This is a genomic window from Streptomyces gossypii, from assembly GCF_025165795.1.
Classification (GTDB): Bacteria; Actinomycetota; Actinomycetes; order Streptomycetales; family Streptomycetaceae; genus Streptomyces; species Streptomyces gossypii.
On the sequence record NZ_JAJAGO010000003.1, the window covers coordinates 530,022 to 552,283 of the forward strand.

General features: G+C 72.1%; 23 protein-coding genes. 18 read left to right on the forward strand and 5 right to left on the reverse strand.

What is annotated here, in order from left to right; genetic code table 11:
• Positions 1-39: 39 nt before the first annotated feature.
• From LHJ74_RS08860 to LHJ74_RS08875, 4 genes are all read left to right on the forward strand, one after another.
• A complete protein-coding gene (locus tag LHJ74_RS08860; protein ID WP_260217283.1) occupies positions 40-720 on the forward strand; it encodes an ABC transporter permease in 681 nt (226 codons plus the stop codon).
• A gap of 4 nt (positions 721-724) precedes the next feature.
• The gene (locus LHJ74_RS08865) at positions 725-1,489 is read left to right on the forward strand and encodes an ABC transporter permease (RefSeq protein WP_260217284.1); all 765 of its coding nucleotides are present in this window, start codon (positions 725-727) and stop codon (positions 1,487-1,489) included.
• A gap of 67 nt (positions 1,490-1,556) precedes the next feature.
• The gene (locus LHJ74_RS08870; protein WP_260217382.1) at positions 1,557-2,525 is read left to right on the forward strand and encodes an ABC transporter substrate-binding protein; all 969 of its coding nucleotides are present in this window, start codon (positions 1,557-1,559) and stop codon (positions 2,523-2,525) included.
• A gap of 111 nt (positions 2,526-2,636) precedes the next feature.
• The gene (locus LHJ74_RS08875) at positions 2,637-3,740 is read left to right on the forward strand and encodes a hypothetical protein (RefSeq protein WP_260217285.1); all 1,104 of its coding nucleotides are present in this window, start codon (positions 2,637-2,639) and stop codon (positions 3,738-3,740) included.
• 17 nt (positions 3,741-3,757) lie between these two features.
• Here LHJ74_RS08875 and LHJ74_RS08880 read toward each other — a convergent pair whose 3' ends face one another.
• Entirely contained in the window at positions 3,758-4,033 is a 276-nt protein-coding gene (locus tag LHJ74_RS08880; RefSeq protein WP_260217387.1) for a hypothetical protein, read from the reverse strand.
• Positions 4,034-4,229: 196 nt separating this feature from the next.
• On the opposite strand from LHJ74_RS08880, the gene LHJ74_RS08885 reads away from it, so the two are divergent.
• Positions 4,230-5,345, forward strand: coding sequence for a DUF5937 family protein (locus LHJ74_RS08885; RefSeq protein WP_260217286.1), 1,116 nt, complete (start codon positions 4,230-4,232; stop codon positions 5,343-5,345).
• Here LHJ74_RS08885 and LHJ74_RS08890 read toward each other — a convergent pair.
• Positions 5,342-6,013: a response regulator gene (locus LHJ74_RS08890; RefSeq protein WP_260217287.1), complete on the reverse strand. Its 672-nt coding sequence runs from the start codon at positions 6,011-6,013 to the stop codon at positions 5,342-5,344. The genes LHJ74_RS08885 and LHJ74_RS08890 overlap by 4 nt on opposite strands.
• A 163-nt stretch (positions 6,014-6,176) precedes the next feature.
• On the reverse strand, positions 6,177-7,400 hold the full coding sequence (locus tag LHJ74_RS08895; protein ID WP_260217288.1) for a sensor histidine kinase: 1,224 nt from the start codon (positions 7,398-7,400) through the stop codon (positions 6,177-6,179).
• 201 nt (positions 7,401-7,601) lie between these two features.
• Here LHJ74_RS08895 and LHJ74_RS08900 point away from each other — a divergent pair, with 201 nt between their 5' ends.
• Both LHJ74_RS08900 and LHJ74_RS08905 read left to right on the forward strand, forming a co-directional pair.
• Positions 7,602-8,639, forward strand: a complete 1,038-nt coding sequence (locus tag LHJ74_RS08900) for an SAM-dependent methyltransferase (protein WP_260217383.1) — start codon at positions 7,602-7,604, stop codon at positions 8,637-8,639.
• A gap of 63 nt (positions 8,640-8,702) precedes the next feature.
• Positions 8,703-9,269 (forward strand): Uma2 family endonuclease, encoded by a 567-nt coding sequence (locus LHJ74_RS08905; protein WP_260217289.1) that lies wholly within the window; start codon positions 8,703-8,705, stop codon positions 9,267-9,269.
• Here the strand turns inward: LHJ74_RS08905 and LHJ74_RS08910 are convergent.
• Both LHJ74_RS08910 and LHJ74_RS08915 read right to left on the reverse strand, forming a co-directional pair.
• Positions 9,263-10,606, reverse strand: a complete 1,344-nt coding sequence (locus LHJ74_RS08910) for a PH domain-containing protein (RefSeq protein ID WP_260217291.1) — start codon at positions 10,604-10,606, stop codon at positions 9,263-9,265. The two genes, LHJ74_RS08905 and LHJ74_RS08910, sit on opposite strands and share 7 nt — an antisense overlap.
• 29 nt (positions 10,607-10,635) lie before the next feature.
• Entirely contained in the window at positions 10,636-11,130 is a 495-nt protein-coding gene (locus tag LHJ74_RS08915; RefSeq protein WP_260217293.1) for a PH domain-containing protein, read from the reverse strand.
• A gap of 160 nt (positions 11,131-11,290) precedes the next feature.
• On the opposite strand from LHJ74_RS08915, the gene LHJ74_RS08920 reads away from it, so the two are divergent.
• The 11 genes from LHJ74_RS08920 (at position 11,291) to LHJ74_RS08970 (ending at position 21,847) form a co-directional block, all read left to right on the forward strand.
• On the forward strand, positions 11,291-12,433 hold the full coding sequence (locus tag LHJ74_RS08920) for an NADH-quinone oxidoreductase subunit D (RefSeq protein WP_260217294.1): 1,143 nt from the start codon (positions 11,291-11,293) through the stop codon (positions 12,431-12,433).
• 127 nt (positions 12,434-12,560) lie between these two features.
• Positions 12,561-13,562: a Rossmann-like and DUF2520 domain-containing protein gene (locus tag LHJ74_RS08925; RefSeq protein ID WP_260217295.1), complete on the forward strand. Its 1,002-nt coding sequence runs from the start codon at positions 12,561-12,563 to the stop codon at positions 13,560-13,562.
• A gap of 59 nt (positions 13,563-13,621) precedes the next feature.
• On the forward strand, positions 13,622-14,566 hold the full coding sequence (panC, locus tag LHJ74_RS08930; protein WP_260217384.1) for a pantoate--beta-alanine ligase: 945 nt from the start codon (positions 13,622-13,624) through the stop codon (positions 14,564-14,566).
• 289 nt (positions 14,567-14,855) lie between these two features.
• Positions 14,856-16,754 (forward strand): L-aspartate oxidase, encoded by a 1,899-nt coding sequence (locus LHJ74_RS08935; RefSeq protein ID WP_260217296.1) that lies wholly within the window; start codon positions 14,856-14,858, stop codon positions 16,752-16,754.
• Positions 16,751-17,866, forward strand: coding sequence for a carboxylating nicotinate-nucleotide diphosphorylase (nadC, locus tag LHJ74_RS08940; protein WP_260217298.1), 1,116 nt, complete (start codon positions 16,751-16,753; stop codon positions 17,864-17,866). The genes LHJ74_RS08935 and nadC overlap by 4 nt, the downstream gene beginning before the upstream one ends.
• 1 nt (position 17,867) lies before the next feature.
• Positions 17,868-18,665, forward strand: a complete 798-nt coding sequence (locus tag LHJ74_RS08945; protein ID WP_260217299.1) for a type III pantothenate kinase — start codon at positions 17,868-17,870, stop codon at positions 18,663-18,665.
• A 105-nt stretch (positions 18,666-18,770) separates the two neighbouring features.
• Positions 18,771-19,649 (forward strand): hypothetical protein, encoded by an 879-nt coding sequence (locus tag LHJ74_RS08950; RefSeq protein ID WP_260217300.1) that lies wholly within the window; start codon positions 18,771-18,773, stop codon positions 19,647-19,649.
• Positions 19,650-20,254: 605 nt separating this feature from the next.
• On the forward strand, positions 20,255-20,404 hold the full coding sequence (locus tag LHJ74_RS08955) for a hypothetical protein (protein ID WP_260217301.1): 150 nt from the start codon (positions 20,255-20,257) through the stop codon (positions 20,402-20,404).
• A 30-nt stretch (positions 20,405-20,434) separates the two neighbouring features.
• Positions 20,435-20,824, forward strand: coding sequence for a BlaI/MecI/CopY family transcriptional regulator (locus LHJ74_RS08960; protein WP_260217302.1), 390 nt, complete (start codon positions 20,435-20,437; stop codon positions 20,822-20,824).
• A 9-nt stretch (positions 20,825-20,833) separates the two neighbouring features.
• Positions 20,834-21,361 carry an amino-acid N-acetyltransferase gene (locus tag LHJ74_RS08965; RefSeq protein WP_260217303.1) on the forward strand — a complete coding sequence of 176 codons (528 nt, stop codon included), beginning with the start codon at positions 20,834-20,836 and terminating at the stop codon, positions 21,359-21,361.
• A 147-nt stretch (positions 21,362-21,508) separates the two neighbouring features.
• Positions 21,509-21,847 carry a histone-like nucleoid-structuring protein Lsr2 gene (locus tag LHJ74_RS08970; protein WP_260217306.1) on the forward strand — a complete coding sequence of 113 codons (339 nt, stop codon included), beginning with the start codon at positions 21,509-21,511 and terminating at the stop codon, positions 21,845-21,847.
• Positions 21,848-22,262 lie beyond the last annotated feature (415 nt).

Genomic DNA, 22,262 nt, shown 5'->3' on the forward strand with positions numbered 1-22,262 from the left:
CTGCTATGGATGTGAGCGAGTGTGACCACGGCAGGCTGCATGGCGGCCAACGAGTGGATCTGCGGTGAGTACGTACGTTCCCGCCAGGAGGAGTTGTTCGACGCGACGCTGCAGCATGTGGGGATCGCCTTCTCGTCCGTGCTCCTCGGCCTGATCGCCGCGTTTCCGCTGGCCCTGGCCGCGCGCCGCTGGGGCGCGGGGCCGGTGCTGACGCTGACCACGGTGCTCTACACCGTGCCCTCGCTCGCGATGTTCGCGCTGCTGCTGCCTCTCTTCGGCATCTCGGCGTCGGTCGTCGTCACCGGGCTGGTCCTCTACTCCCTGACCGTGCTGGTCCGCAACATACTGGCGGGCTTCGCCTCGGTGCCCGAGGAGGCGAGGGAGGCCGCGCGCGGCATGGGTTACGGGCCGCGCCAGCTGCTGCTGGGCGTGGAGCTGCCGCTGATGGTGCCTGCCCTGATGGCGGGCGTGCGCATCGCCACGGTGTCGGCCATCTCGCTGACCACGGTCGGTGCCATCGTCGGTTACGGCGGGCTGGGCAATCTGATCTACAGCGGCATGGAGGGCTTCTTCAAGGCGGAGGTGCTCACCGCCTCGGCGGTCTGCGTGCTGCTCGCCGTACTGGCGGACGTCCTGCTGCTCGGGCTCCAGCGGCTGCTGACACCATGGGCCCGGCACCGGACACGAGCCGCCCGGGTGCGGCCGGGAAAGGCGGGTTGAGCCGGTGGACATGGTCTCGGGGGCCTGGGAATGGCTGATCACAGGTGCCAACTGGTCCGGTGAGGGCGGCGCGTGGCAGCGGCTCAGTGAGCATCTGGTCCTGACGGTGGTCAGTCTCGGGCTGGCCTGTGCGATCGCCCTCCCGATCGCCTTCTGGCTCGGTCATATCGGCCGGGGCGGCGCTCTCGCCGTCAACATCTCCAATGCGGGCCGGGCCGTGCCCACCTTCGCGGTGCTGGTGCTGCTCACGCTCAGCCCGCTGGGCGAGTACGGCAGCTGGCCCACGATCGTCGCGCTGGTGCTGTTCGCCGTCCCGCCGCTGCTGACCAACGCCTATGTGGGCCTGCGCGAGGCCGACCGGGACGTGGTGGAGGCCGCCCGGGGGATGGGGATGAACGGGCGTCAGCTGCTGGTGCGAGTCGAGCTGCCGCTGGCCTTCCCGCTGATCATGACGGGTGTGCGGTCCGCGTCGGTGCAGGTCGTCGCTACGGCGACGCTTGCAGCGCTGCCCGGCGGGGGAGGACTCGGGAGGATCATCACGGCAGGCTTCAACACGTACGACACGCCGCAGGTGGTGGCGGGTGCGCTGCTGGTCGCGGCGCTGGCGCTGCTGGTCGAGGCGGTGCTGGTGGTGGCGAGCAGGCTGTTCGATCCGGTGCGGAGGCGGGCGGGAGCGGAGCGCAAGGCAGCCCGGCCCGGCCCCGGAGCGCCGTTGCACGACGGGGAAGAGGGCAAAAGGCCGTCCGAAGGCCGTACAGCCCTTGTGTAATGCTGTGCTTCTCATATTCGAACACTTGGACGGTGAAGTTGTGAACGCACCTAGGAGCTCCTCCCGCCTGCGGCGCGGAGCACGCGGCACTCTCGCCCTCGCCACCACGGCGGTACTGGCGGCGGGCATCTCCGCCTGCGGGAGCGACAGCCTGGAGGAGGAAGGAGGCAGCGGTGCGGACGCCGACGCCAAGGGCTCCCTGACGATCGGTTCGGCCGGATTCACCGAATCGAAACTCTTGGCGAACATGTACGAGAAGCTGCTCTCCGACGCGGGTTACGACACCACGATCAAGACGGTGAACAACCGCGAGCTGTACGCACCCGCCTTGGAGAAGGGCCAGATCGACGTCGTTCCGGAGTACGCGGCCACGCTCGCCGAATTCCTCAACACCAAGGTGAACGGCGCGAAGACCGCCGCCGAGAAGCCCGTCGCCTCCAGCGATGTCGACGAGACCGTCGCCGCATTGAAGAAGCTGGCCGGCCCACGCGGCCTGAAGGTCCTGGAGGCCGGTGAAGCCGTCGACCAGAACGCCTTCGCGGTGACCAAGGACTTCGCGGAGAAGCACAAGCTCAAGACGCTGTCCGACCTCGGCGCCACAGACGTCTCCGTGCGGATCGCCGCCGGTGACGAATGTGAGGAACGCCCCTTCTGCCGTCCCGGTCTGGAGGAGACGTACGGTATCGACGTCGCCGCTGTCGACCCCAAGGGCGTGGGCACCGTCCAGTCGAAGCAGGCGGTCAAGGACGGCAAGGACCAGATGGTGCTCACCACCACCACCGACGCCACGCTCCCCGACTTCGACCTGGTCGTGCTGGAGGACGACAAGAAGCTGCAGAACGCCGACAACGTCCTTCCGGTCGTGAACGCGAAGGACGCGGGGAGCAAGGACATCGCGTCCGTGCTCGGCAAGCTCACCCGCGTACTCACCACCGACGACCTGATGGATCTGAACCGTCAGGTCGACTCCGAGCGCAAGAAGCCCAAGGATGTCGCGGAGGAGTATCTGAAGTCGAAGGACCTGCTGGGCGGCTGACGGGAACCGACCGGACCCGCGACGGCGTCTGTACGGTCCGTGGCGTGGAGAGGGCAAAGGATGACATCGCACGGTGTCGCGGACCGGGGTGAACCCGGTAAATTTCAGGCCATGTCACGAGGACGCCATCGCCATGCGCCGTCTCTGCACCGGCTCCTGCCACCGACGGCCATAGCGGCCTTCGGACTGGCCTGTGCGGGTGGCGCCTGGCTGGTCGGTGATCCCGGCCTGGGAGATCCGGACACCGTGCTGCTCCGCGGCCTCACCGCCGCCGCCGCGCTGGCCGGGGTCTCGGCGGCGGTGCTGGCGCGCAGGTGGGACCGGCGCGCGGGCCGCCGCCTTGCCGAAGTGAAGGCGCGGCAGACGGGCGTGGAATGGCGGGCCGAGGAACGCCAGGCCGATCTGGAGGGTGACCTCGAGGAGGCCCGCGAGCTGCGCGCGGCCCTGGAGGCGAAGCTCGGCGACAAGCGCGCCGAACTGGCCGGATTGCGCAGTGAGCACGCGGCGCTGCTGCGGCGGTACGCCAAGGCGGAGACCGGGCGGGCCAGCGCACTGGAGGGACGGCGGCAGCTGGAGATAGAGGCCGGCGCAGCGGCACCCGCACTGACCGCACAGGTGACGGACCACCGTGCCGCCTCGGGAGCCCCGACCCCGCTGACGTATCTGCAGGCGAGTGAGGCGCTCCGGCATCTGAAGCGGAGCGCCGCACGGCAGCGGGAGCTGCGGCTGGCCCAGCAGGAAGCGCCACGGGCGCAGTCGCCGGAACAGCATCCGGAACAGCATCCGGAGCAGCACCCGGAGCAGCACCCGGAGCAGGCGCGGGTGCAGTCGCGTCCGGTGCCGGAGCCCGGGGCGGGCGCGACGGCTTCCGCGCTCGTCCCCCGCACCCCTGCTCCTCGGCCGCAGTCGCAGCAGACGGAAGGCCAGTTCGACTTCTTCGGGTCACCCAAGGAGGCGAGCGCCGAACCGGCTGAGGACACGTCCGGGCCGGGGACAGCGGTCGCGGTGGCGAGGCCCTCGCCGCCCGGCGGCGCGGGGAAGGTGATCGATCTGGCCGAGCCCGACGATCCCGGCCCCGACGACGACGTCTATGGCGAAGGCGCCGTCGACCGGGTGGATCGTGTCGAGCGCGTGGACCGGCCGGGGCACCAGGACGGCAAGCCCGCTGCGGACAGCTCAGAGCTGGGCGCCTCCGCACTGCGCCGCGCGATCTGATCCCTCGCCCTCGGGTCTCACGCGCAGCACTGCGCCTGCCCGGAGCCGGAGGGTGACGCCGCCTCCGGCCGACGGGCACGCGGCGTGCGCGTCACCCGGCGTGCCAGGCGCCCGAGAAGTCCCGCGCCCTTCGGCCCGTCGCCGCCGCGCCTCCGTAGCCGCCGGGAATCCAGGTGCGCGTCGCGCAGCTCCCGTACGGTCCGCCAGTCGTGGGTGCCGGGGGCGGGCGGGGGCGTGGTGCCGTGCTGGGTGGAGCGGTAGAGGTCGAGTGCGTACTGCTGGGTGACGCTCATGGTGTCCTCCTGGTCCGGCGTGGACAGACATCGGCCGCTGCGGACCGCTGCGACCGACGCGGCCCGAGGTGATCCGAAGCTGCCCTCGGGTGGGCTGAGCACCACCGTGCAACCTGCCCGTCCGGCCCGTCGTGCCGATTGACCGAGGCAGTCAAACGAGGCCGTCACTCGTTCGGGTGCCATGCATCATGGCGTCATGAGCGTGGACATCGACATCACCGGCCTGCCTGCCGAGCGGATCGTCTTCAGCCCCTCCCCGCTGGCCGAGCTGGGCAACGCCCTGCACGCACTCGCGGCGCCGGGCCACCATCCCGGTCTGCACGGCTGGACCGCCGCTACCGCCGCCGGGCTCAAGCCGGACCTCGCCGACCGGCTGTACGAGGCGCACTTCCTGTGGAGTCCGGGCTTCTCCGACATCCTGATGGCGTTCGCGGCGGTGCCGGACCGGCAGGGGCAGCCCGGTGCGACGCTGGCCGAGGAGCTGGACATCCTGGACCAGCTGGACGACGAGCGTTTCGTCGCGTCCGCGCTGGAATTCAGCTGCTCCGCCACCTACAACTCGGGCGGTCCTTCCCCGTTGATCGACCCGCCCGGCCGGGAGCGCGCACTGCAGACAGCCGCGGCGCGCGGTCCGCGGCAGGAGGACTTCACCCGTCGGCTGCTGACCGATCCGCCCGCCATACGGGCCTGGATACGGCGCCTCCTGGAGGACTGCGAGCAGGCGTTCTTCGCGGACACCTGGCAGCGGCTGCGCGTACAGCTGGCCGCCGACGCGCGTCACAAGGCGGATCTGCTGCGCCACAAGGGGCTCGCCGAGGCGCTGGCCGCGATCTCGCCCGCGCTGAGCCTGACGGGCGAGGGCCGCATCTCCGCCGACAAGCTGACGGACGGGCTCGCCACGGCCCTGGACCCGGCCGTCGGGGCCGGGATCACCTTCGTGCCGACCACGATGGGCTGGCCGCACCTGCTGGTGCTGCACGCGGCGGGCTGGCGTCCCGTCGTGCACTATCCCGTGGACGAACCGGACCTGCCGCGGCCGCCGTCCGTCCAGATCGTGCGGCAGCGGCTGGAGGCGCTGGCGCACCCGAGGCGGATGGAGCTGGCCCGCTTCCTGGCGCGTGGCGCGTATTCAACGGTGGAGCTGGTGGAGGTGGTCGGGATGAGCGCGCCGGAGGTCTCCCGGCATCTGTCGACGATGAAGAAGGCGGGACTGGTCACCACCCGGCGGCGGGGGCGGTACGTGCTGCACCAGCTGGACCTGACGGTCGCCGCCAGGCTCGGCAGCGATTTCCTGGCGGGCATCCTCCGCTAGCCGCCCGCCCGCACCAGCCCCGTCTCGTACGCGAGGACCACCGCCTGCACGCGGTCGCGCAGCCCCAGCTTGGTCAGTATCCGGCCCACATGCGTCTTGACCGTGGCCTCCGACAGGGTCAGGTTGGCCGCTATCTCGCCGTTCGACAGGCCCTGCGCGATGAGGACCAGCACCTCCCGCTCCCGGGTGGTGAGCCGCTCCAGTTCCCGGGCGAGCGGTTCGGGCACGGTGGCGGGCAGCACGCTCGAGAAGCGGTCGATCAGCCGCCGGGTGGTGCTCGGCGCGACCACCGCGTCACCGCTGTGCACGGCGCGGATGGCGCTCAGCAGCTCGTCGGGCGGCACGTCCTTGAGCATGAAGCCGCTGGCACCGGCCTTGAGCGCGCTGAAGGCGTACTCGTCCAGGTCGAAGGTGGTCAGGATCAGCACCTTCGGCTCGTGGCCGCCGCTGCCGTCGCAGATGCGGCGGGTCGCCTCCACTCCGTCCAGATGCGGCATCCGGACGTCCATGAGGATCACGTCGACCTTCGTGCCGCGCAGCACCTCCAGGGCCTGCACGCCGTCTCCGGCTTCGGCGACGACCTCCATGTCCGGCTGCGCCGCGAGCACCATGCGGAAGCCGGTGCGCAGCAGCGCCTGATCGTCGACGAGCATCACGCGGATGGCCATGCGGAAGTCCCTAACTCTCGGTACCCGCTCGGCGCGGGCTGGTGCGTGCGGATCTGGTGCGTGCGGATCTGGTGGCTTGGGGGCGGTGCGGGCCTGGGGCGAGCGAGGGCTGATGCGACAGGGTCGGTGAGGTGGGTGCGGGGCGTGTGCGGCCGTGGCCGCGTCAGTGCGCGCCCTTCAGCGGCAGCACCGCGCTGATGCGGAAGCCGCCGCCCGGCCTGGGCCCCGCCTCCAGATTTCCGCCGACCATACCCACCCGCTCCCGCATACCGATGAGCCCGTGGCCGAGACCGTCCGTCCCGCCGTCCTCGTAGAGATCGCGCTGCGAGCCGCGCCCGTCGTCCTCGGCGAGGAGGGCGAGCTCGCCGTCACCGTAGGTGAGTCGCACATTCGCGCCGACGTCCGGACCGCCGTGCTTGCGGGTGTTGGTCAGCGCTTCCTGGACGATGCGGTAGGCCGTGAGTTCCACGCTGCTGGGCAGCGGACGCGGCGTTCCCTGGATCTTGAAGCTCACGGTGAGCCCGGCCCCGCGCACCTGGTCGACGAGGTCCGCGAGCTGCTCGACCCCGGGCTGCGGTACGTACTCGCCGCCGTCCTTCGCCGGTTCACCCGTCCGCAGCACCCCCAGCAGGCGGCGCATCTCGGCGAGCGCCTGGCGGCCGGTGCCCGAGATGGTCTCCAGCGCCTGCCTGGCCTGGCCTGGAGCGGCGTCCAGGACGTACGCGGCGCCGTCCGCCTGCACGACCATCACCGACACGTTGTGCGCCACGACGTCGTGCAGCTCGCGTGCGATCCGGGCACGCTCCGCGGCGACCGCGACCTTTGCCTGCGCCTCGCGCTCCTTCTCCAGCCGGGCGGCGCGCTCCTCCAGCTGGTCGTAGTAGGCGCGCCGGGTGCGCATCGAGTCGCCGAGCACCCAGGCCAGCAGGAAGACCGCGGTGAGCAGCAGGCAGGCGAACACGGCCTCGGTGGTGTCCTGCTTCGGTGAGGGCCACCGGACGGAGGCGATGGTGGGCGCGGCGAAGGCGCTGGCCAGGGCGAACCGGGACGCCCACTGCACCGACCGGGAGGCCACGGTGAAGATGATCACCAGGAAGGCGAAGTCTCCGAAGAACTGCGGGACGTCCACGACGAGCTGGACGCACCCCGTGCCCGCGGCGAGCAGCAGCATGCGCTCGGGGGCCCGCCTGCGCCACGCCACCACGGCGCTCAGCGCAAGTGAGATGGGTACGGCCGCCGCCTGCGCCACGGGGCCCTGCGGCGCACCCTCCAGGTCGGCCTGGGTGCTCGCGATGATCCAACCTGCGGACGTCAGCAGCAGCAGGACGGCCCAGAAGACGTCCACCCCTGTCGGGTGTCTGCGGATGAAATCATAGATGCGGTGCACGTAACCCAGCGTATGTACGGGAAGCGGGTGGATGGGTCAGCCGGACGGCCGATCCGTAAAACGTTCACCTACTCCACAAGGTGGAGGCCGCGCCGCCGGAAGCGGCCGTCCCCGTACCGTATCGGCGTGAGCGGGCAGCTGAACAGCGATGGAGACGGCGGGCACGGCGGGGGCGGGTGCCCTTGCGGCTGGCGGAGGGCGATGGACCGGGCGCTGTACGGCCCGGACGGCTTCTTCATGCGGGAGGAGCCCGGGGCCCACTTCCGTACCTCCGTGCACGTCTCGCCGCTCTTCGCGGAGGCGGTGGCCCGGTTGCTGGCCCGGGTCGACGCCGCGCTGGGGCACCCCGCGGAGCTGACCCTGCTGGATGTCGGCGCGGGGCGAGGGGAGCTGTTGCGCGGAGTGCTGGACGCGCTGGCCGAGACGGACGGTGCGGACGGGGGCCCGGCGGCGGGCCTCGCCCGCCGGGTGCGGCCGGTCGCGGTCGAGCGGGCATCGCGGCCGGAGGGGCTCGACCCGCGGATCGGCTGGCGGCGCGAGCTGCCGCCGCCGGGCTCGGTGACGGGGCTGGTCTTCGCCAACGAATGGCTGGACAACGTGCCGGTGGACCTCGCGGAGACGGACGCGGTGGGCGTTCCGCGCTATGTGGAGGTGGACCGTACGGGCACGGAGCGGCTCGGCGGCCCGGTAGTCGGCGAGGATGCCGACTGGCTGGCCCGCTGGTGGCCGCTCGGCGGCCGGGACGGGGCTCCTCCCGTCCCGGGAGGCGCTCCCTGGCCGGGGCTGCGGGCGGAGATCGGCAGCCCGCGCGACACGGCCTGGGCCGAGGCCGTGCACACGCTGGACGCGGGGCTGGCCGTCGCCGCCGACTACGGGCACACGCGTGCGGACCGTCCGCCGTTCGGCACCCTCACCGGCTACCTCGACGGACGCGAGGTGCGGCCCGTCCCGGACGGCGAGCGCGATCTGACCGCACATGTGGCACTGGACGCCTGCGCGGCAGCCGCGGCGGGTGACGGTGACGGTGGCGTCGGCGCCGTGCACACCCAGCGCGCCGTGCTGCACGCCCTCGGTGTGCACGGCGGCCGCCCGCCACTGGCTCTGGCGTCCGCCGACCCGGCAGGCTACGTCCGTGCCCTGCGCACTGCGGGCGAGGCGGCTGAGCTGACCGACCCGCACGGCCTGGGCGCCTTCAGCTGGCTGGTGTGCCCGGTGGGTGTAGCCGACCCGTTCGGGTGACGCGGTGCGGCGCCCGCCACCCGTAAGCTGATCAGGACGAGACCCACCGAGAGAGGTGTCGCCATGGCTGTGGCCTACGCGCGGATGCGCGAGATCGCCGAAGAGATGTCCCATGTGCCCGAGGCGTGGGCCGTCGAGGTCTCAGGGGGAGAGATCACCATCATGATGAGTCCGGCAAAACGTCACGAGTTCATCGTGGCCCTCACGGCCCGTCAGCTGAACCATCAGCTGGACGACATCGATCCGAGCCTGGTCGCCCATGGCGGTGCGGAGATCGAGGACCCGGCCGCAGGCGTGATGCGCCGTCCGGACCTGTTGGTGCTCCCCTTGGACTCCTTGGACGAGCAGGGCGACTACGTGGACCCCAAGGAGATCCGTGTCGCCATGGAGGTCGTCTCGAAGTCCAACCCGGAGAACGACTACACGGGCAAGATGCGCGACTACCCGAGGATCGGCATCCCGTGCTATGTCATCGTCGATCCGCGCCTCGGCACCGGCGTCGTGCTCTCCGAGATCGGCCCTGGGGAAGACGGCGGGCCCGCATACCAGCACCGCGAGTCCTTCACCTTTGGTGAGACCGTCAGTGTCGGCGAGTGGACCATAGACACCTCGCAGTTTCCGCTCTACTGAGCCGGTCCCGTCAGCCACCGCTCCGGGCCCGCCTCGCGGCGGCCCGTGCGGGAGCGTTCTGCCTGAGCGGCGACGAGTGCCCGTGCCTCCTCCTCGTCGCGCAGCCGCGCCTCCGCCCAGCCGTTCGCACCGTGGTCGACCGAGACGTTCGCCAGCCGCATCCGCCGCTGCCACGGCCCCTGCCCGAAGCGGACGCTCTGCACCTTCGCGTGCGGCACCAGCTCCGTACGGCGGCGCAGCAGTCCGTACCGGGTGACGAAGACGGTGCCGGTCACCCCGTGCGCGTAGCCGCACCGGCGCACCGGGGCGCACCAGCGGGACCGCTTCGGCGGCGGTGTGGCGGCACCGGCGGCGGCGGCCAGGTCGACCCCGGGCAGCACCCGCGCCAGTACGCCCGCCGCGTCCTCACGGGTGGCGACCGGCAGCAGCACGCCGCCCTTGCCCTTCGCCGCGCCCGCGATCTCCAGCTCTACCCGCACCCAGCCGCGCCGCCGCCACAGCAGCGGCTCGCTGATCCGCACATACTGCACGCGTCCCGGCGGTACGGTCGCGTGGTCCCGGTCCAGCAGGCCGTGGTCGATGCGCAGGCCGTCCGGTGATTCGGCCACCGTCCAGTCGTACTCGGTGAGGAAGCGGCCGATGCTGCTCGCCCACACGCCGCCGAGCAGCGGCAGGGCGACGGCGAGCGTGGGCCACAGGCTTTCGGTGGCCAGATAGATCAGCGTCGGTATGACCAGTACGGCCGCCAGCGCTGCCCACACCCCGCCGAGCAGCAGCAGCCCGACGATCAGCGTGCCAGAACGCACCCGCAGCAGCTCCCTGGCCGGTGCCTCGCCCACCTCCGGTGCCGCGTCGGGCGCCATACCGCCCGCCCGCGCGAGCAGCTCGGCGCGCAGCGCCACGGCCTCGCGTTCCCCCAGATAGGCGAGTTCGTCCTTGGCCTCGGTGCCGACGACGTCCAGCTTGAGCTTGGCGACCTGGGCGATACGGGCGAGCAGCGGGCGGCTCACGTCGACCGCCTGGATCCTGTCCAGCCGGATGTGCGCGACCCGCCGGAAGACCAGTCCGGTGCGGATGCGCAGCTCGGTGTCCGTCACCACGTAACTGGTGAACCACCAGGAGAAGAAGCCGTACGCGGCGGCGGCCGGGATCACCGCGGCGAAGCCGAGGATCAGCCAGCCCACCGTCAGCTCCTCGAACCACCCGCGGGTGCGCTCGAAGTCCTGCACGGCGAACGCGGTGAGGCCGGCGATGGGCGCCCAGGCGCGGCGCCAGGGGGTGATCGGGTGCAGCCGGTTGCCCTCCGGGCGCTGCGGGAGCCGGGACCTTACCGTCATGCGTCCCGCTCCGCTCGCCGTCCGGCCGCTCACAGACCCGCCGAGCGGGCCTCGCCCAGTTCAGTGAGGCGGTCCCGGAGCCGCTCGGCCTCGGCGGGCGTCAGGCCGGGAACCGTCGCGTCCGTCGTCGCGGCGGCGGTGTGCAGCTGGAGCCGGGCCAGCCCGTACCGCCGCTCCAGCGGGCCCGAGGTGACCTCGACAAGCTGCATCCGCCCGTACGGCACCACCGTCGTCTTCCGCCACTGCACGCCGTGGGCGATCAGCAGGTCGTCCGCACGCTCCGCGTATCTCCAGGAGCGCCAGTTGCGGGCGAGTGCGCCCCAGCCCCAGGCCGCGCCGGCCAGCGGCGGCAGCGCCCACAGGGACCACACCGCGCCCGCCAGCAGACCGGGCAGCAGCCCGGCGAGCAACGCGAGCGGCAGCAGGGCGCAGAGCAGCACGAGCCGCCGCAGGCGCAGCAGTGCACCCTCCACACCGCGCCACCGTTCGCCGGGGGAGCGGTGGGCTTCGGTGGCCGTCGTCATGGCGTCAGGGTATGGGGTTCGATGCGCTCGGTACTCCTCAGAGGGGAACGGAAAACCGACGTCGGTGGGCAGCGGTGTCCCGAGGGAGCGGAGCGCATGAGGCGAACCGAGCGCATCACGGGCGAACCGCGCGCATCGAGAAGGCTGTCAGACTATGGCCATGACGGAGACGACGGTCGGTATCGGAGGTGCCGCGGAGAGCACGGACATGGTGCTCAACATCGGCCCTCAGCACCCCTCGACGCACGGCGTGCTGCGGCTGCGGCTCGTCCTGGACGGCGAGCGGATCGGCGCCGCCGAACCGGTGGTCGGCTACATGCACCGGGGCGCCGAGAAGCTCTTCGAAGCACGCGACTACCGCCAGATCATCGTGCTGGCCAACCGGCACGACTGGCTCTCGGCGTTCTCCAACGAGCTGGGTGTCGTACTGGCCGTCGAACGGATGCTCGGCATGGAGGTCCCCGAGCGCGCCGTGTGGACCCGCACCCTGCTCGCCGAGCTGAACCGCGTGCTGAACCACATGATGTTCCTCGGCTCCTACCCCCTGGAACTCGGCGGCATCACGCCCGTCTTCCACTCCTTCCGTGAACGCGAAGAGCTCCAGAACGTCATGGAGGAGGTCTCCGGCGGACGCATGCACTACATGTTCAACCGGGTCGGCGGCCTCAAGGAGGACCTCCCGGCGGGCTGGGCGGGGCGCGCCCGGCAGGCCGTGGCGGCCGTACGCTCCCGGATGGACGTCTACGACCGGCTCGTGCTGGGCAATGAGATCTTCCGTGGGCGCACCCGCGGCGTGGGAGAGCTGGCACCCTCGGTCGTACACGCTTACGGCGTGAGCGGGCCCATCGCACGGGCCTCCGGCGTGGACTTCGACCTGCGCCGCGACGAGCCCTATCTCGCCTACGGCGAACTGCAGGACGTACTGCGGGTCGTCACCCGGCGGGAAGGCGACTGCCTCTCCCGCTTCGAGGTGCTGCTCGGGCAGGCGCACAACTCCCTCGACCTGGCCGACGCCTGCCTCGACCGGCTCGCCGAGCTGCCCCCCGGGCCGGTGAACCAGCGGCTGCCCAAGGTGCTGAAGGCTCCCGAGGGCGCGACCTACGCCTGGACGGAGAACCCGCTCGGGCTGAACGGCTACTACCTCGTCTCCAAGGGCGAGAAGACGCCGCACCGGCTGAAGCTCCGCTCGGCCTCGTTCAACAACATCCAGGCCCTGGTGGAGCTGCTGCCCGGCACGCTCGTCGCCGACATGGTGGCGATCCTGGGGTCCTTCTTCTTCGTGGTCGGCGACATCGACAAGTGACGCCAGGCTTGGATCCGGCGGCGTGCGCCGCCGCCGGATCCGGGTCGCTGACGCGCTCACGTAGCATGGCCGGGCATCGTCCGGTACCCACCGCGGACCGGAACGGAAGACGGAAGGTCATGGCTCCGTGAACGCTCAGCAGCACCCCGCACCCGCCCTGCGGGCCGAGGACCGCCCGGCACGGCTCAGCGTCGGCGTCGTCGGTACCGGCAGGGTCGGATCCGCCCTCGCCGCGGCGCTGCGGCTCGCCGGGCACCGTCCGGTCGCGGCCTCCGGCGTCTCCGACGCCTCCCGCAGGAGAGCGGCGGCCCTGCTCCCCGGTGTCCCGCTCGTCGGTCCCGCGGAGGTACTGGCCCGCGCCGATCTGGTGCTGCTCACCGTCCCCGACGACGCGCTGCCCGGCCTGGTGGCGGGGCTCGCCGAGACCGGTGCCGTCCGCCAGGGGCAGCTCCTGGTGCACACCTCCGGGCGGTACGGGGCCGCGGTGCTGGAGCCGGCGACGCGGGCGGGCGGGCTGCCGCTGGCGCTGCACCCGGCGATGACCTTCTCCGGTACACAGGTGGACGTGGAGCGGCTCGCGGGCTGCTCGTTCGGCGTGACCGCGCCCGAGGAGCTGCGGCTCGCCGCCGAGGCGCTCGTCATCGAGATGGGCGGCGAACCGGAGTGGATCGAGGAGGAGGCCCGCCCGCTCTACCACGCGGCGCTGGCCATCGGCGCGAACCACCTGGTCACGCTGGTCGCACAGTCCCTCGAACTGCTGCGGAGCGCCGGCGTGTCCGCCCCCGACCGGATGCTCGGCCCGCTGCTCGGCGCCGCGCTCGACAACGCGCTGCGCTCCGGGGACGCGGCCCTCACCGGGCCGGTGGCCCGCGGTGACGCGGGCACCGTCGCGGCGCACATCACCGAACTGCGCGCGCACGCGCCGCACGCCGTCGCCGGATATCTGGCGATGGCACGTACGACCGCGGACCGCGCGCTGGCGCACGGGCTGCTCAAGCCGGAGCTGGCGGAGGACCTGCTCGGAGTGCTGTCCGCGCCGCAGCCCCCGGCCCCCGGCCCGGCGGGCGGCGGCGGCGAGCCCGGCGGCGGCGACGACGGTAACGACGGCGACCGAGGAGGAGAGCAGTGACACATCCTTCCGCCGCAACGGCGAGCGGCCATGCCGAGGGAGATCCGGCGGCACCGGAGATGACCGGCAGTCTCCCGCGACTGGCCCGTACGGCAGCGGAGCTGTCCGAACCGTCCGAGACGCCCTTGTCGGAGCGCGCGGTCGTGATGACCATGGGCGCACTGCACGACGGTCACGCCGCCCTGATCCGAGCCGCCCGCCGAAGGGTCGGCCCGGACGGCCAGGTGATCGTCACGGTCTTCGTCAACCCACTCCAGTTCGGAGCGGGCGAGGACCTCGACCGCTATCCCCGCACGCTGGACGCCGATCTGCGCATCGCCGGCGACGCGGGCGCCGACACCGTCTTCGCGCCCGCAGCCGAGGAGGTCTACCCCGGCGGCGAGCCCCAGGTGCGGATCACCGCCGGGCCGATGGGCGAGCGGCTGGAGGGCGCCGCGCGGCCGGGCCACTTCGACGGCATGCTCACGGTCGTGGCCAAGCTGCTCCATCTGACCCGGCCCGGAGTCTCCTTCTACGGCCGCAAGGACGCCCAGCAGCTGGCCCTCATACGGCGGATGGTGCGCGACCTGAACTTCCCCGTCGAGATCGTCGGGGTCCCCACCGTCCGCGAGCCCGACGGACTCGCGCTCTCCAGCCGGAACCGCTACCTCTCGGCGGCGGAGCGGGACACGGCGCTGGCGCTCTCCCGCGCCCTGACCACCGCCCGTTCGGCGGCGGACGGGGGGCCGGTGGCCGTACGGGAAGCGGCGCGGCGGGTGCTGGACGAGGCGGCGGCCGGTGCCGGACCATCCCTCGCCCTGGACTATCTGGCGCTCGTCGACCCGGCGGACTTCACCGGGGTCGCGGACGATTTCGCGGGCGAAGCGCTGCTCGCGGTTGCCGCCCGGGTCGGCGCCACCCGGCTGATCGACAACATGCCCGTCCACCTCCCCGGCACGGCGCCCGCCCCGGCCGGTCCCGCACCCGGCACCACCGTCCCGGCCGTCTCACCGGGAGCCCACTGATGACAGCAATCCCCGCGCGCAGCCGCGGCGGGCCTGGGGCGTGCTGGAGAAGTCCCGCCTGTCTCGCGGGGTCCGGCACGCACGCTCGCTGCGTTGTCCGTCGTCGGCGCAGCCCGCTGCGCTCTCCTCCCTGCGCCTTGCAGCCGCACGCGCCTGCCGCCATCCCGCGCCGCCCTGACGGGCGCCACGGCGCTACCTTCGCAGTACGCCCCCGTGCTGGAGCGTTTCTGCACATGCTGTGGACAGACCGCGCACCCGCACGCCGCCGCGCAGAGCCAGGAGGCGCCGCATGACCCCCGACGACACCCCCGACGCGGAGACCGAGACCCCGACCGAGACCGAGATCCCGACCGGGACCGGCAGGGCACCGGCACCCACCGCGCCCGCACCACGGGTGACCAACCTGCCCGCCCCCGCCCCCGGCTGGACACTGGACGCGGATGTCGTCGTGGTCGGCTCCGGTGTCGCCGGGCTCACCACCGCGCTGCGCTGTGCGGCGGCGGGCCGGCGCACCGTCGTGGTCACCAAGGCGCGCCTGGACGACGGCTCGACCCGCTGGGCGCAGGGCGGGATAGCCGCCGCGCTCGGCGAGGACGACACCCCCGAGCAGCACGAGGCCGACACCCTGGTCGCGGGCGTCGGCCTGTGCGCCGACGACGCCGTCCGCGCGCTCGTCACCGAGGGCCCGGCCGCCGTACACCGGCTGATCGCCAGCGGCGCACGCTTCGACACGTCCCCCCGCACCGGCACCGTGGCGCTCACCCGCGAAGGCGGCCACCACCGGCGCCGCATCGCCCACGCGGGCGGCGACGCGACGGGCGCGGAGATATCGCGCGCCCTGGTGGAGGCGGTGCGGGCCCAGCAGGGGCAGGGCATACGCACGGTCGAGAACGCGCTCGTCCTCGACCTCCTCACCGGTCCCGACGGGCGCACCAGGGGCGTCACCCTCCATGTCATGGGCGAGGGGCAGCACGACGGCGTCGGCGCCGTCCACGCCCCGGCCGTCGTACTGGCGACCGGAGGCATGGGCCAGGTCTTCTCCGCGACGACGAACCCGGCCGTCTCGACGGGGGACGGTGTGGCGCTGGCGCTGCGCGCGGGGGCGGAGGTGAGCGACCTGGAGTTCGTGCAGTTCCACCCCACCGTGCTCTTCCTGGGCCCGGACGCGGAGGGGCAGCAGCCGCTCATCTCGGAGGCCATACGCGGAGAGGGCGCACATCTGGTCGACGCGGACGGTGAGCGCTTCATGCTCGGCCAGCACGAACTGGCCGAACTGGCACCGCGCGACATCGTCGCCAAGGCGATCACCCGGCGGATGCGCGAACAGGGCACCACCCACATGTATCTGGACGCCCGGCACTTCGGCGCGCCCATGTGGGAGCAGCGCTTCCCGACGATCCTGGCCGCCTGCCGCGCCCACGGCATCGACCCCGTCACGGAACCCATACCCGTCGCCCCGGCCGCGCACTACGCGTCCGGCGGCGTCCGCACCGACCTGCACGGGCGTACGACCGTCCCCGGGCTGTACGCCTGCGGGGAGACCGCCTGCACGGGGGTGCACGGGGCGAACCGGCTGGCCTCGAACTCCCTGCTGGAGGGCCTGGTCTTCGCCGAGCACATCGCCGAGCACATCTCGGAACTGAGCACGGAGCAGGCCACCGGGCAGCCCACCGGGCAGAGCGGCCCGGCGCCCGCGCTCTCCCCGGCCGACAGCGCCGACAGCGCCGACAGCGCCGACAGCGCCGACAGTGCCGCCACCGTGACGCCGCTGCTGCCGCCCGCCGCCCGGACCGCACTCCAGCGGATCATGACCCACGGCGCCGGCGTACTCCGCTCCGAGGAGAGCCTCACCCAGGCCGCCGCCCAGCTCGCCGCGCTGCACGCGGACACCGAGGACAAGCCCGCCGAGCCCGGAGTGGACACCTGGGAGACCGCAAACCTCCAGCTGGTGGCGCGGGTACTGGTGGCCGCCGCGATCCGCCGCACCGAGACCCGCGGCTGCCACTGGCGCGAGGACCACCCGGAGCGCGACGACGCCGCGTGGCGGCGCCATCTCGTCATCACCCTGCGCCCGGACCAGCAGAGCCCTACGCTCGACACGCTCGCGTTTCGTACGACCGACGCGACCGCCTTCCCGCCCGTCACCGCAGCGGCGGCCGATCCGGCCGCCCGCAAGGAGAAGTCTTGACCAGCCCCACCTCCGACGAAGAGCGCCGCCCGCAATCGGTGGACGTGCCGCTGCTCCACATCGGCGCCGCCCCCGAGGCCACCACGGGGGGCTGCGGCGACAGCTGCGGCTGCGGGGACCGGGAGGGCGGCCAGGGCCGCGACTACGGTCTCGACCCGCTCGACTGCGGCCTCGACCCCGGGCTCGCCGAGCTCCTCCAGGACGCGGGTCTCGACCCCGTCCAGGTCGAGGACGTCGCGCACCTCGCCGTCGAGGAGGATCTCGCCCACGGCGTGGATGTGACCACGGTGGCGACGATCGCCGAAGACGCGCGGGCCACCGCCGACTTCACCGCCCGCGAGGCGGGCACCGTCGCCGGGCTCCGGGTCGCGGAGGCCGTCCTGTCGGTCGTCTGCTCCGACGAGCTGGAGGTCGAGCGGCACGCCGAGGACGGCGACCGGGTGGCCCAGGGCCAGCTGCTGCTGACCGTACGCGCCCGCACCCGCGACCTGCTGACCGCGGAGCGCAGCGCGCTCAACCTGCTCTGCCGCCTGTCCGGCATCGCCACCGCCACCCGCGCCTGGACGGACGCCCTAGCCGGGACGGACGCGCGGGTCCGCGACACCCGTAAGACCACCCCGGGGCTGCGCGCCCTGGAGAAGTACGCCGTCCGCTGCGGGGGCGGGGTCAACCACCGATTCGCGCTCTCGGACGCGGCGCTCATCAAGGACAACCATGTGATCGCGGCGGGCGGCGTCGTCCAGGCCTTCAAACAGGTACGCGACGCGCTGCGGGAATCCGGCGCCGGCGACCTGCCCATCGAGGTGGAGGTCGACCGGCTCGACCAGATCGAACCCGTCCTCGGGGAAGGGGCCGAACTGCTGCTGCTCGACAACTTCTCGCCGGAGCTGACCGCCGAGGCGGTGGCACTCGTCGCGGGCCGCGCGAAGCTGGAGTCGTCCGGCCGCCTCACCCTGGACAACGCACGCGCGTACGCGGAGACCGGCGTCGACTACCTCGCCGTCGGCGCCCTCACCCACTCGTCCCCGATCCTCGACATCGGACTCGACCTGCGGGAAGACGCGGCCGAGGCCGAAGGCCAGGACGCCGGACGCGACGGCGGGGGCCGCTGACATGCTGCTGACGATCGACGTCGGGAACACCCACACCGTCCTCGGCCTCTTCGACGGCGAGGAGATCGTCGAACACTGGCGCATCTCCACCGACGCCCGCCGCACCGCCGACGAACTGGCAGTACTCCTCCAGGGTCTGATGGGCATGCACCCGCTGCTCGGCGAGGAGTTGGGCGACAACATCGAGGGCATCGCGATCTGTTCGACGGTGCCGTCCGTCCTGCACGAGCTGCGCGAGGTCACCCGCCGCTACTACGGCGACATCCCCGCCGTACTCGTCGAACCGGGGGTGAAGACCGGGGTGCCGATCCTCATGGACAACCCGAAGGAGGTCGGCGCCGACCGGATCATCAACGCGCTGGCCGCGATCGAGCTGTACGGCGGCCCGTGCGTCGTCGTCGACTTCGGCACCGCCACCACGTTCGACGCGGTCTCGGCACGCGGAGAGTACGTCGGCGGCGTCATCGCCCCCGGCATCGAGATCTCCGTCGAGGCGCTGGGCGTGAAGGGCGCACAGCTGCGCAAGATCGAGCTGGCACGGCCCCGGAGCGTGATCGGCAAGAACACGGTGGAGGCCATGCAGGCGGGCATCCTCTACGGCTTCGCGGGCCAGGTCGACGGTGTGGTCCGGCGGATGTCGGTCGAGCTGGCCGACGAGCCGGACGATGTCACCGTCATCGCGACGGGCGGCCTCGCGCCCATGGTCCTCGGCGAGTCCCCGGTCATCGACGAGCACGAGCCCTGGCTCACGCTGATCGGGCTGCGCCTCGTCTACGAACGCAACGTCGCGCGCGGCTGAGCGCGGCCTGCTCCGCTGACCCGCCCGGACCCGGCCTGGGTCTGGCGCCACGCCATAGGCCGGTTCATAAGGCGATTTAGTGGCCAAAACACCTAAAGTCACCCCATGCCCACGCCATACGGATCCCGAGGCGGCATGGCGTTCAGCGCTGACGAGCTGCGTGTGCTCCGAGGCGCCCTCGCCGTCGCCCTTCAGCCCGCACCGGTGCACAGCTCCGACACCGGCGACACCGGGGCCTACCGCCAGCTAGCCGAGGCTCTGGACGAAGCCGTCCGCGAGGGGAGCAGACTCCGCTCCTTCGTGCTGGCCGACCTGGCCCGAGACCGCGCAGCCCTGCCCGGCTCCGCGGCGGGCTATCTCGAGCAACTGGAAGACGCCCTCGCCGCGGGCTATCTGCCCCGTCCCGACGATCTGGCCGCACTCCGACTGCTGTGTGCGGATCCCGCGGGCCCGGTGGAGGCGGCCCGCCGTGCGGAACTGCTCCGGCGCGGTGAACGGCTCGCCGCGCGAGCGGTACGGGCGCGGCTGCTCGTACTCCCCGGGGGCCGTTCCGCGCTCTCCGCGGAGCGGACGGCCGGGGGCAGCGGGCACCCGCGCGCCGGCGGCCCGGACGAGGCCCCGGAGGAAGCGGGGGAGGAGACCGGGGAACAAGCACCGGGCGAGAACCCTGCCGAGCCGCCCGCAGTCGCACCTGCGTCCGCTCCCGAGGAGCGTCCGGACGAGGCCCCGGAGAAGCCCCCCGCCAAGCGTCCCGCCAAAAAGCCCGCCGCACCCCCGGAGGCCCCCGCACCGTCCCGCCCGGTGCCCACCCCGGCCGAAGTGTTCCCGCCCCGCAGGCGCCCGGCGGAGCCCCCGCAGGAGGCCCTCCCGGACTGGGGGTGCCGCCGGAGCTCCTCCCCCTGGGCTCTGCCCGCCCAGGAAGTACCCCCCTTTCTCCCACCCCCCGACCCGCACCTCTGCTGTGCGGCAGCGGCCTCCGAGTAGCCCCTGCCCAAAACGACCTCCCCCCTGTCGCGGGGGAGGTCGCGAGCACCCAGCCGCCCAGCCACCCAGCCACCCAGCCACCCAGCCACCCAGGCCCCCGGCAGCCCCGCGCTGCCGGGGGCCTGGGTGGCTCCGCCCGGTCCCGCACGCCCACGCGCCTCACCGCGTGCGGCGTTCCGCGCATGAGCCGAGTTCGCCCCGGTTCCCCGGCGAACCGGGGGGCCGGAGCCGCGCCGCGCGCGGGGCCGCAGATCGGGGGCAGCGGGTATGGGCGGGTCACCGGAGCGGGTCGCGCCCGGCTGCGCACAGTCGGGCGGGGCGTTTCCTGCGTGAGTCCGCTCGGGTCGGGGCCGGGTCAGCGGTGGTCGGGGCCGGGTCAGCGGTGCAGTCCCGCCGCGCGGCGGAGCCGTAGAGCGGCGGCAGTGGGGAGGGGCGGTTCAGGGGATCAGGCCGTGGCCGGCCACGCGCACACCCGCCGCGCCCCGCCGCGAATGCGCTGCGCAGCGGGCGATCGGGTCCGGGCCGTCAGGCCCAGGGGCACGCCCGGGACCGTCCCGCCCGGGGGTTAGGCTGAGGAAAGCCGCACACCGAGGAGGCCGACGGCCATGGATTACGTCTCTGCTCTGACCCCGCCGATCGTGATGGCGATCGCCTTCACCGCGCTGGTCGTGACCATCGTGAAGAGCCAGGGCGGCGCGAACAAGGCCAAGGAGGATGCCATCGTGGACGCGGCCGCACGCAAGACGGACGGCTGAATTCGCGACATCTCCGCCTATTATTCTCCTGTGCCTCGGCCATTGGGAGAGTTGGAAGACGTCGTCATGACACGGGTATGGCAGTGGAACCGCCCGGTCACTGTGCGAGAAGTGCTCGAAGACCTGCAACAGGAACGGTCGATCGCCTACACGACAGTGATGACGGTAATGGACAACCTGCATCAGAAGGGTTGGCTCCGGCGCGAACAAGAGGGCCGAGCCTATCGATATGCCGCCGTCTCCACCAGGGCCGCCTACTCGGCCGCGCTGATGCACGAAGCGTGGTCGGCCAGTGACAACCTCGCGGCCGCGCTCGTGGACTTCTTCGGGATGATGTCGGCGGAAGAGGGCGACGCGCTCCGGGATGCTCTTCGGGTCGTACAGGTGAGCGGCGTGCGCTCCGATGTGCCGGAGAGATAGCGTCCTGGTATGCCCGATCATCTGACCCGCGCGAGTGCGGTGACCGTGCGGCGCGCGCGTACGGCTGATGTCCATGCCGTACGCCGTCTCGTGGACTCCTACTCGCGCGATCGTATCCTGCTCGACAAAGCGACCGTGACCCTTTATGAGGACATCCAGGAGTTCTGGGTCGCAGAACGCGACCATGACGCCGAGGTGGTCGCCTGCGGTGCGCTGCATGTCATGTGGGAGGACTTGGCTGAGGTCAGAACTCTCGCGGTCGACCCGGCGCTGAAGGGCTCCGGGGTGGGGCATCTGCTGCTGGAGAAGCTGTTGCAGACGGCTCGCTGGCTCGGCGTGCGCCGCATTTTCTGTCTCACCTTCGAAGTGGAGTTCTTCGTCAAGCACGGCTTCACCGAGATCGGCGAGACGCCGGTCGACGGTGATGTCTACAGCGAGCTCCTGCGTTCCTATGACGAGGGTGTCGCCGAGTTCCTCGGTCTCGAACGGGTGAAGCCCAACACCTTGGGTAACAGCCGGATGCTGCTGCATCTCTGACTGATCCGCTATGTCCGAAAGATCCCGTGAATCCCCTCGGGGTGGGAGGGTAAACTCTCATCGAGGGTTTGTGTTTCTCGCGGAAAAGCGGTTTGCTTTCGTCGGCAGTATCCGTAATCGGTTTTCGATGACGAATGGGAGTTACCGGTGGCACAGAAGGTTCAGGTTCTTCTGGTCGATGACCTCGAAGGCGGCGAGGCCGATGAGACCGTGACGTTCGCGCTCGACGGCAAGAGCTACGAGATCGACCTCACCACCGCCAACGCGGACAAGCTCCGTGACGCACTGGCGGACTTTGTGAAGGCCGGCCGCCGCACCGGCGGCCGTTCCGCGCGAGGAAAGGGCCGTGCTGCGGCAGCGGCGGGTGGCTCTGGTCAGGACACGGCAAAGATCCGTGCCTGGGCGAAGGAGCAGGGTTACGAGGTCAATGACCGCGGCCGCGTCCCGGCCAACATCCGTGAGGCTTACGAGAAGGCCAACGGCTGAACCGCCGCGGCGACAGCCGAAGCGGTAGGGAAATGCGTACGCCGCAAACGAGCCCGGTGGCTTTCTGCCGCCACGGCGTCGACCAGGCGTACGAGATCGGGTGCGGGATCGGATTCGGGTGCCGCACCGATCGAGATCCAGCGCGGGCAGGGTTCGGTGGGCTCGCTCGCCCTTGCGTCCCCGTGCGGGAGGCCGCAGCCAGACGGCGGCCTCCCGCCGCTCACGTCCGGCGGGCCGGCCGGACGGGCCTTCGCGCCTCATTCCCGGCTTTCCGGCCCGCCCCGGCCGAGTTCCTCGTTCCCCGCGGCACCAGCGGACGTCCGGGTGTCCGGCGTACGGCCGTGGGATCGTGAGCTGAGCGGGTAGGAGTCGTGCGGGAGGTGGCGTATGCGAGTCGACCGCGGAAGGCGTCCGG

Coding starts and splice junctions, on each gene's coding strand:
- LHJ74_RS08955 (WP_260217301.1), top strand. CDS start 20,255: ATGGATTACGTCTCTGCTCTGACCCCGCCGATCGTGATGGCGATCGCC.
- LHJ74_RS08915 (WP_260217293.1), bottom strand. CDS start 11,130: ATGACGACGGCCACCGAAGCCCACCGCTCCCCCGGCGAACGGTGGCGC.
- LHJ74_RS08890 (WP_260217287.1), bottom strand. CDS start 6,013: ATGGCCATCCGCGTGATGCTCGTCGACGATCAGGCGCTGCTGCGCACC.
- LHJ74_RS08860 (WP_260217283.1), top strand. CDS start 40: ATGGCGGCCAACGAGTGGATCTGCGGTGAGTACGTACGTTCCCGCCAG.
- panC (WP_260217384.1), top strand. CDS start 13,622: ATGACCGGCAGTCTCCCGCGACTGGCCCGTACGGCAGCGGAGCTGTCC.
- LHJ74_RS08880 (WP_260217387.1), bottom strand. CDS start 4,033: ATGAGCGTCACCCAGCAGTACGCACTCGACCTCTACCGCTCCACCCAG.
- LHJ74_RS08910 (WP_260217291.1), bottom strand. CDS start 10,606: ATGACGGTAAGGTCCCGGCTCCCGCAGCGCCCGGAGGGCAACCGGCTG.
- LHJ74_RS08935 (WP_260217296.1), top strand. CDS start 14,856: ATGACCCCCGACGACACCCCCGACGCGGAGACCGAGACCCCGACCGAG.
- LHJ74_RS08920 (WP_260217294.1), top strand. CDS start 11,291: ATGACGGAGACGACGGTCGGTATCGGAGGTGCCGCGGAGAGCACGGAC.
- LHJ74_RS08945 (WP_260217299.1), top strand. CDS start 17,868: ATGCTGCTGACGATCGACGTCGGGAACACCCACACCGTCCTCGGCCTC.
- LHJ74_RS08885 (WP_260217286.1), top strand. CDS start 4,230: ATGAGCGTGGACATCGACATCACCGGCCTGCCTGCCGAGCGGATCGTC.
- LHJ74_RS08950 (WP_260217300.1), top strand. CDS start 18,771: ATGCCCACGCCATACGGATCCCGAGGCGGCATGGCGTTCAGCGCTGAC.
- LHJ74_RS08965 (WP_260217303.1), top strand. CDS start 20,834: ATGCCCGATCATCTGACCCGCGCGAGTGCGGTGACCGTGCGGCGCGCG.
- LHJ74_RS08900 (WP_260217383.1), top strand. CDS start 7,602: ATGGACCGGGCGCTGTACGGCCCGGACGGCTTCTTCATGCGGGAGGAG.
- LHJ74_RS08875 (WP_260217285.1), top strand. CDS start 2,637: ATGTCACGAGGACGCCATCGCCATGCGCCGTCTCTGCACCGGCTCCTG.
- LHJ74_RS08905 (WP_260217289.1), top strand. CDS start 8,703: ATGGCTGTGGCCTACGCGCGGATGCGCGAGATCGCCGAAGAGATGTCC.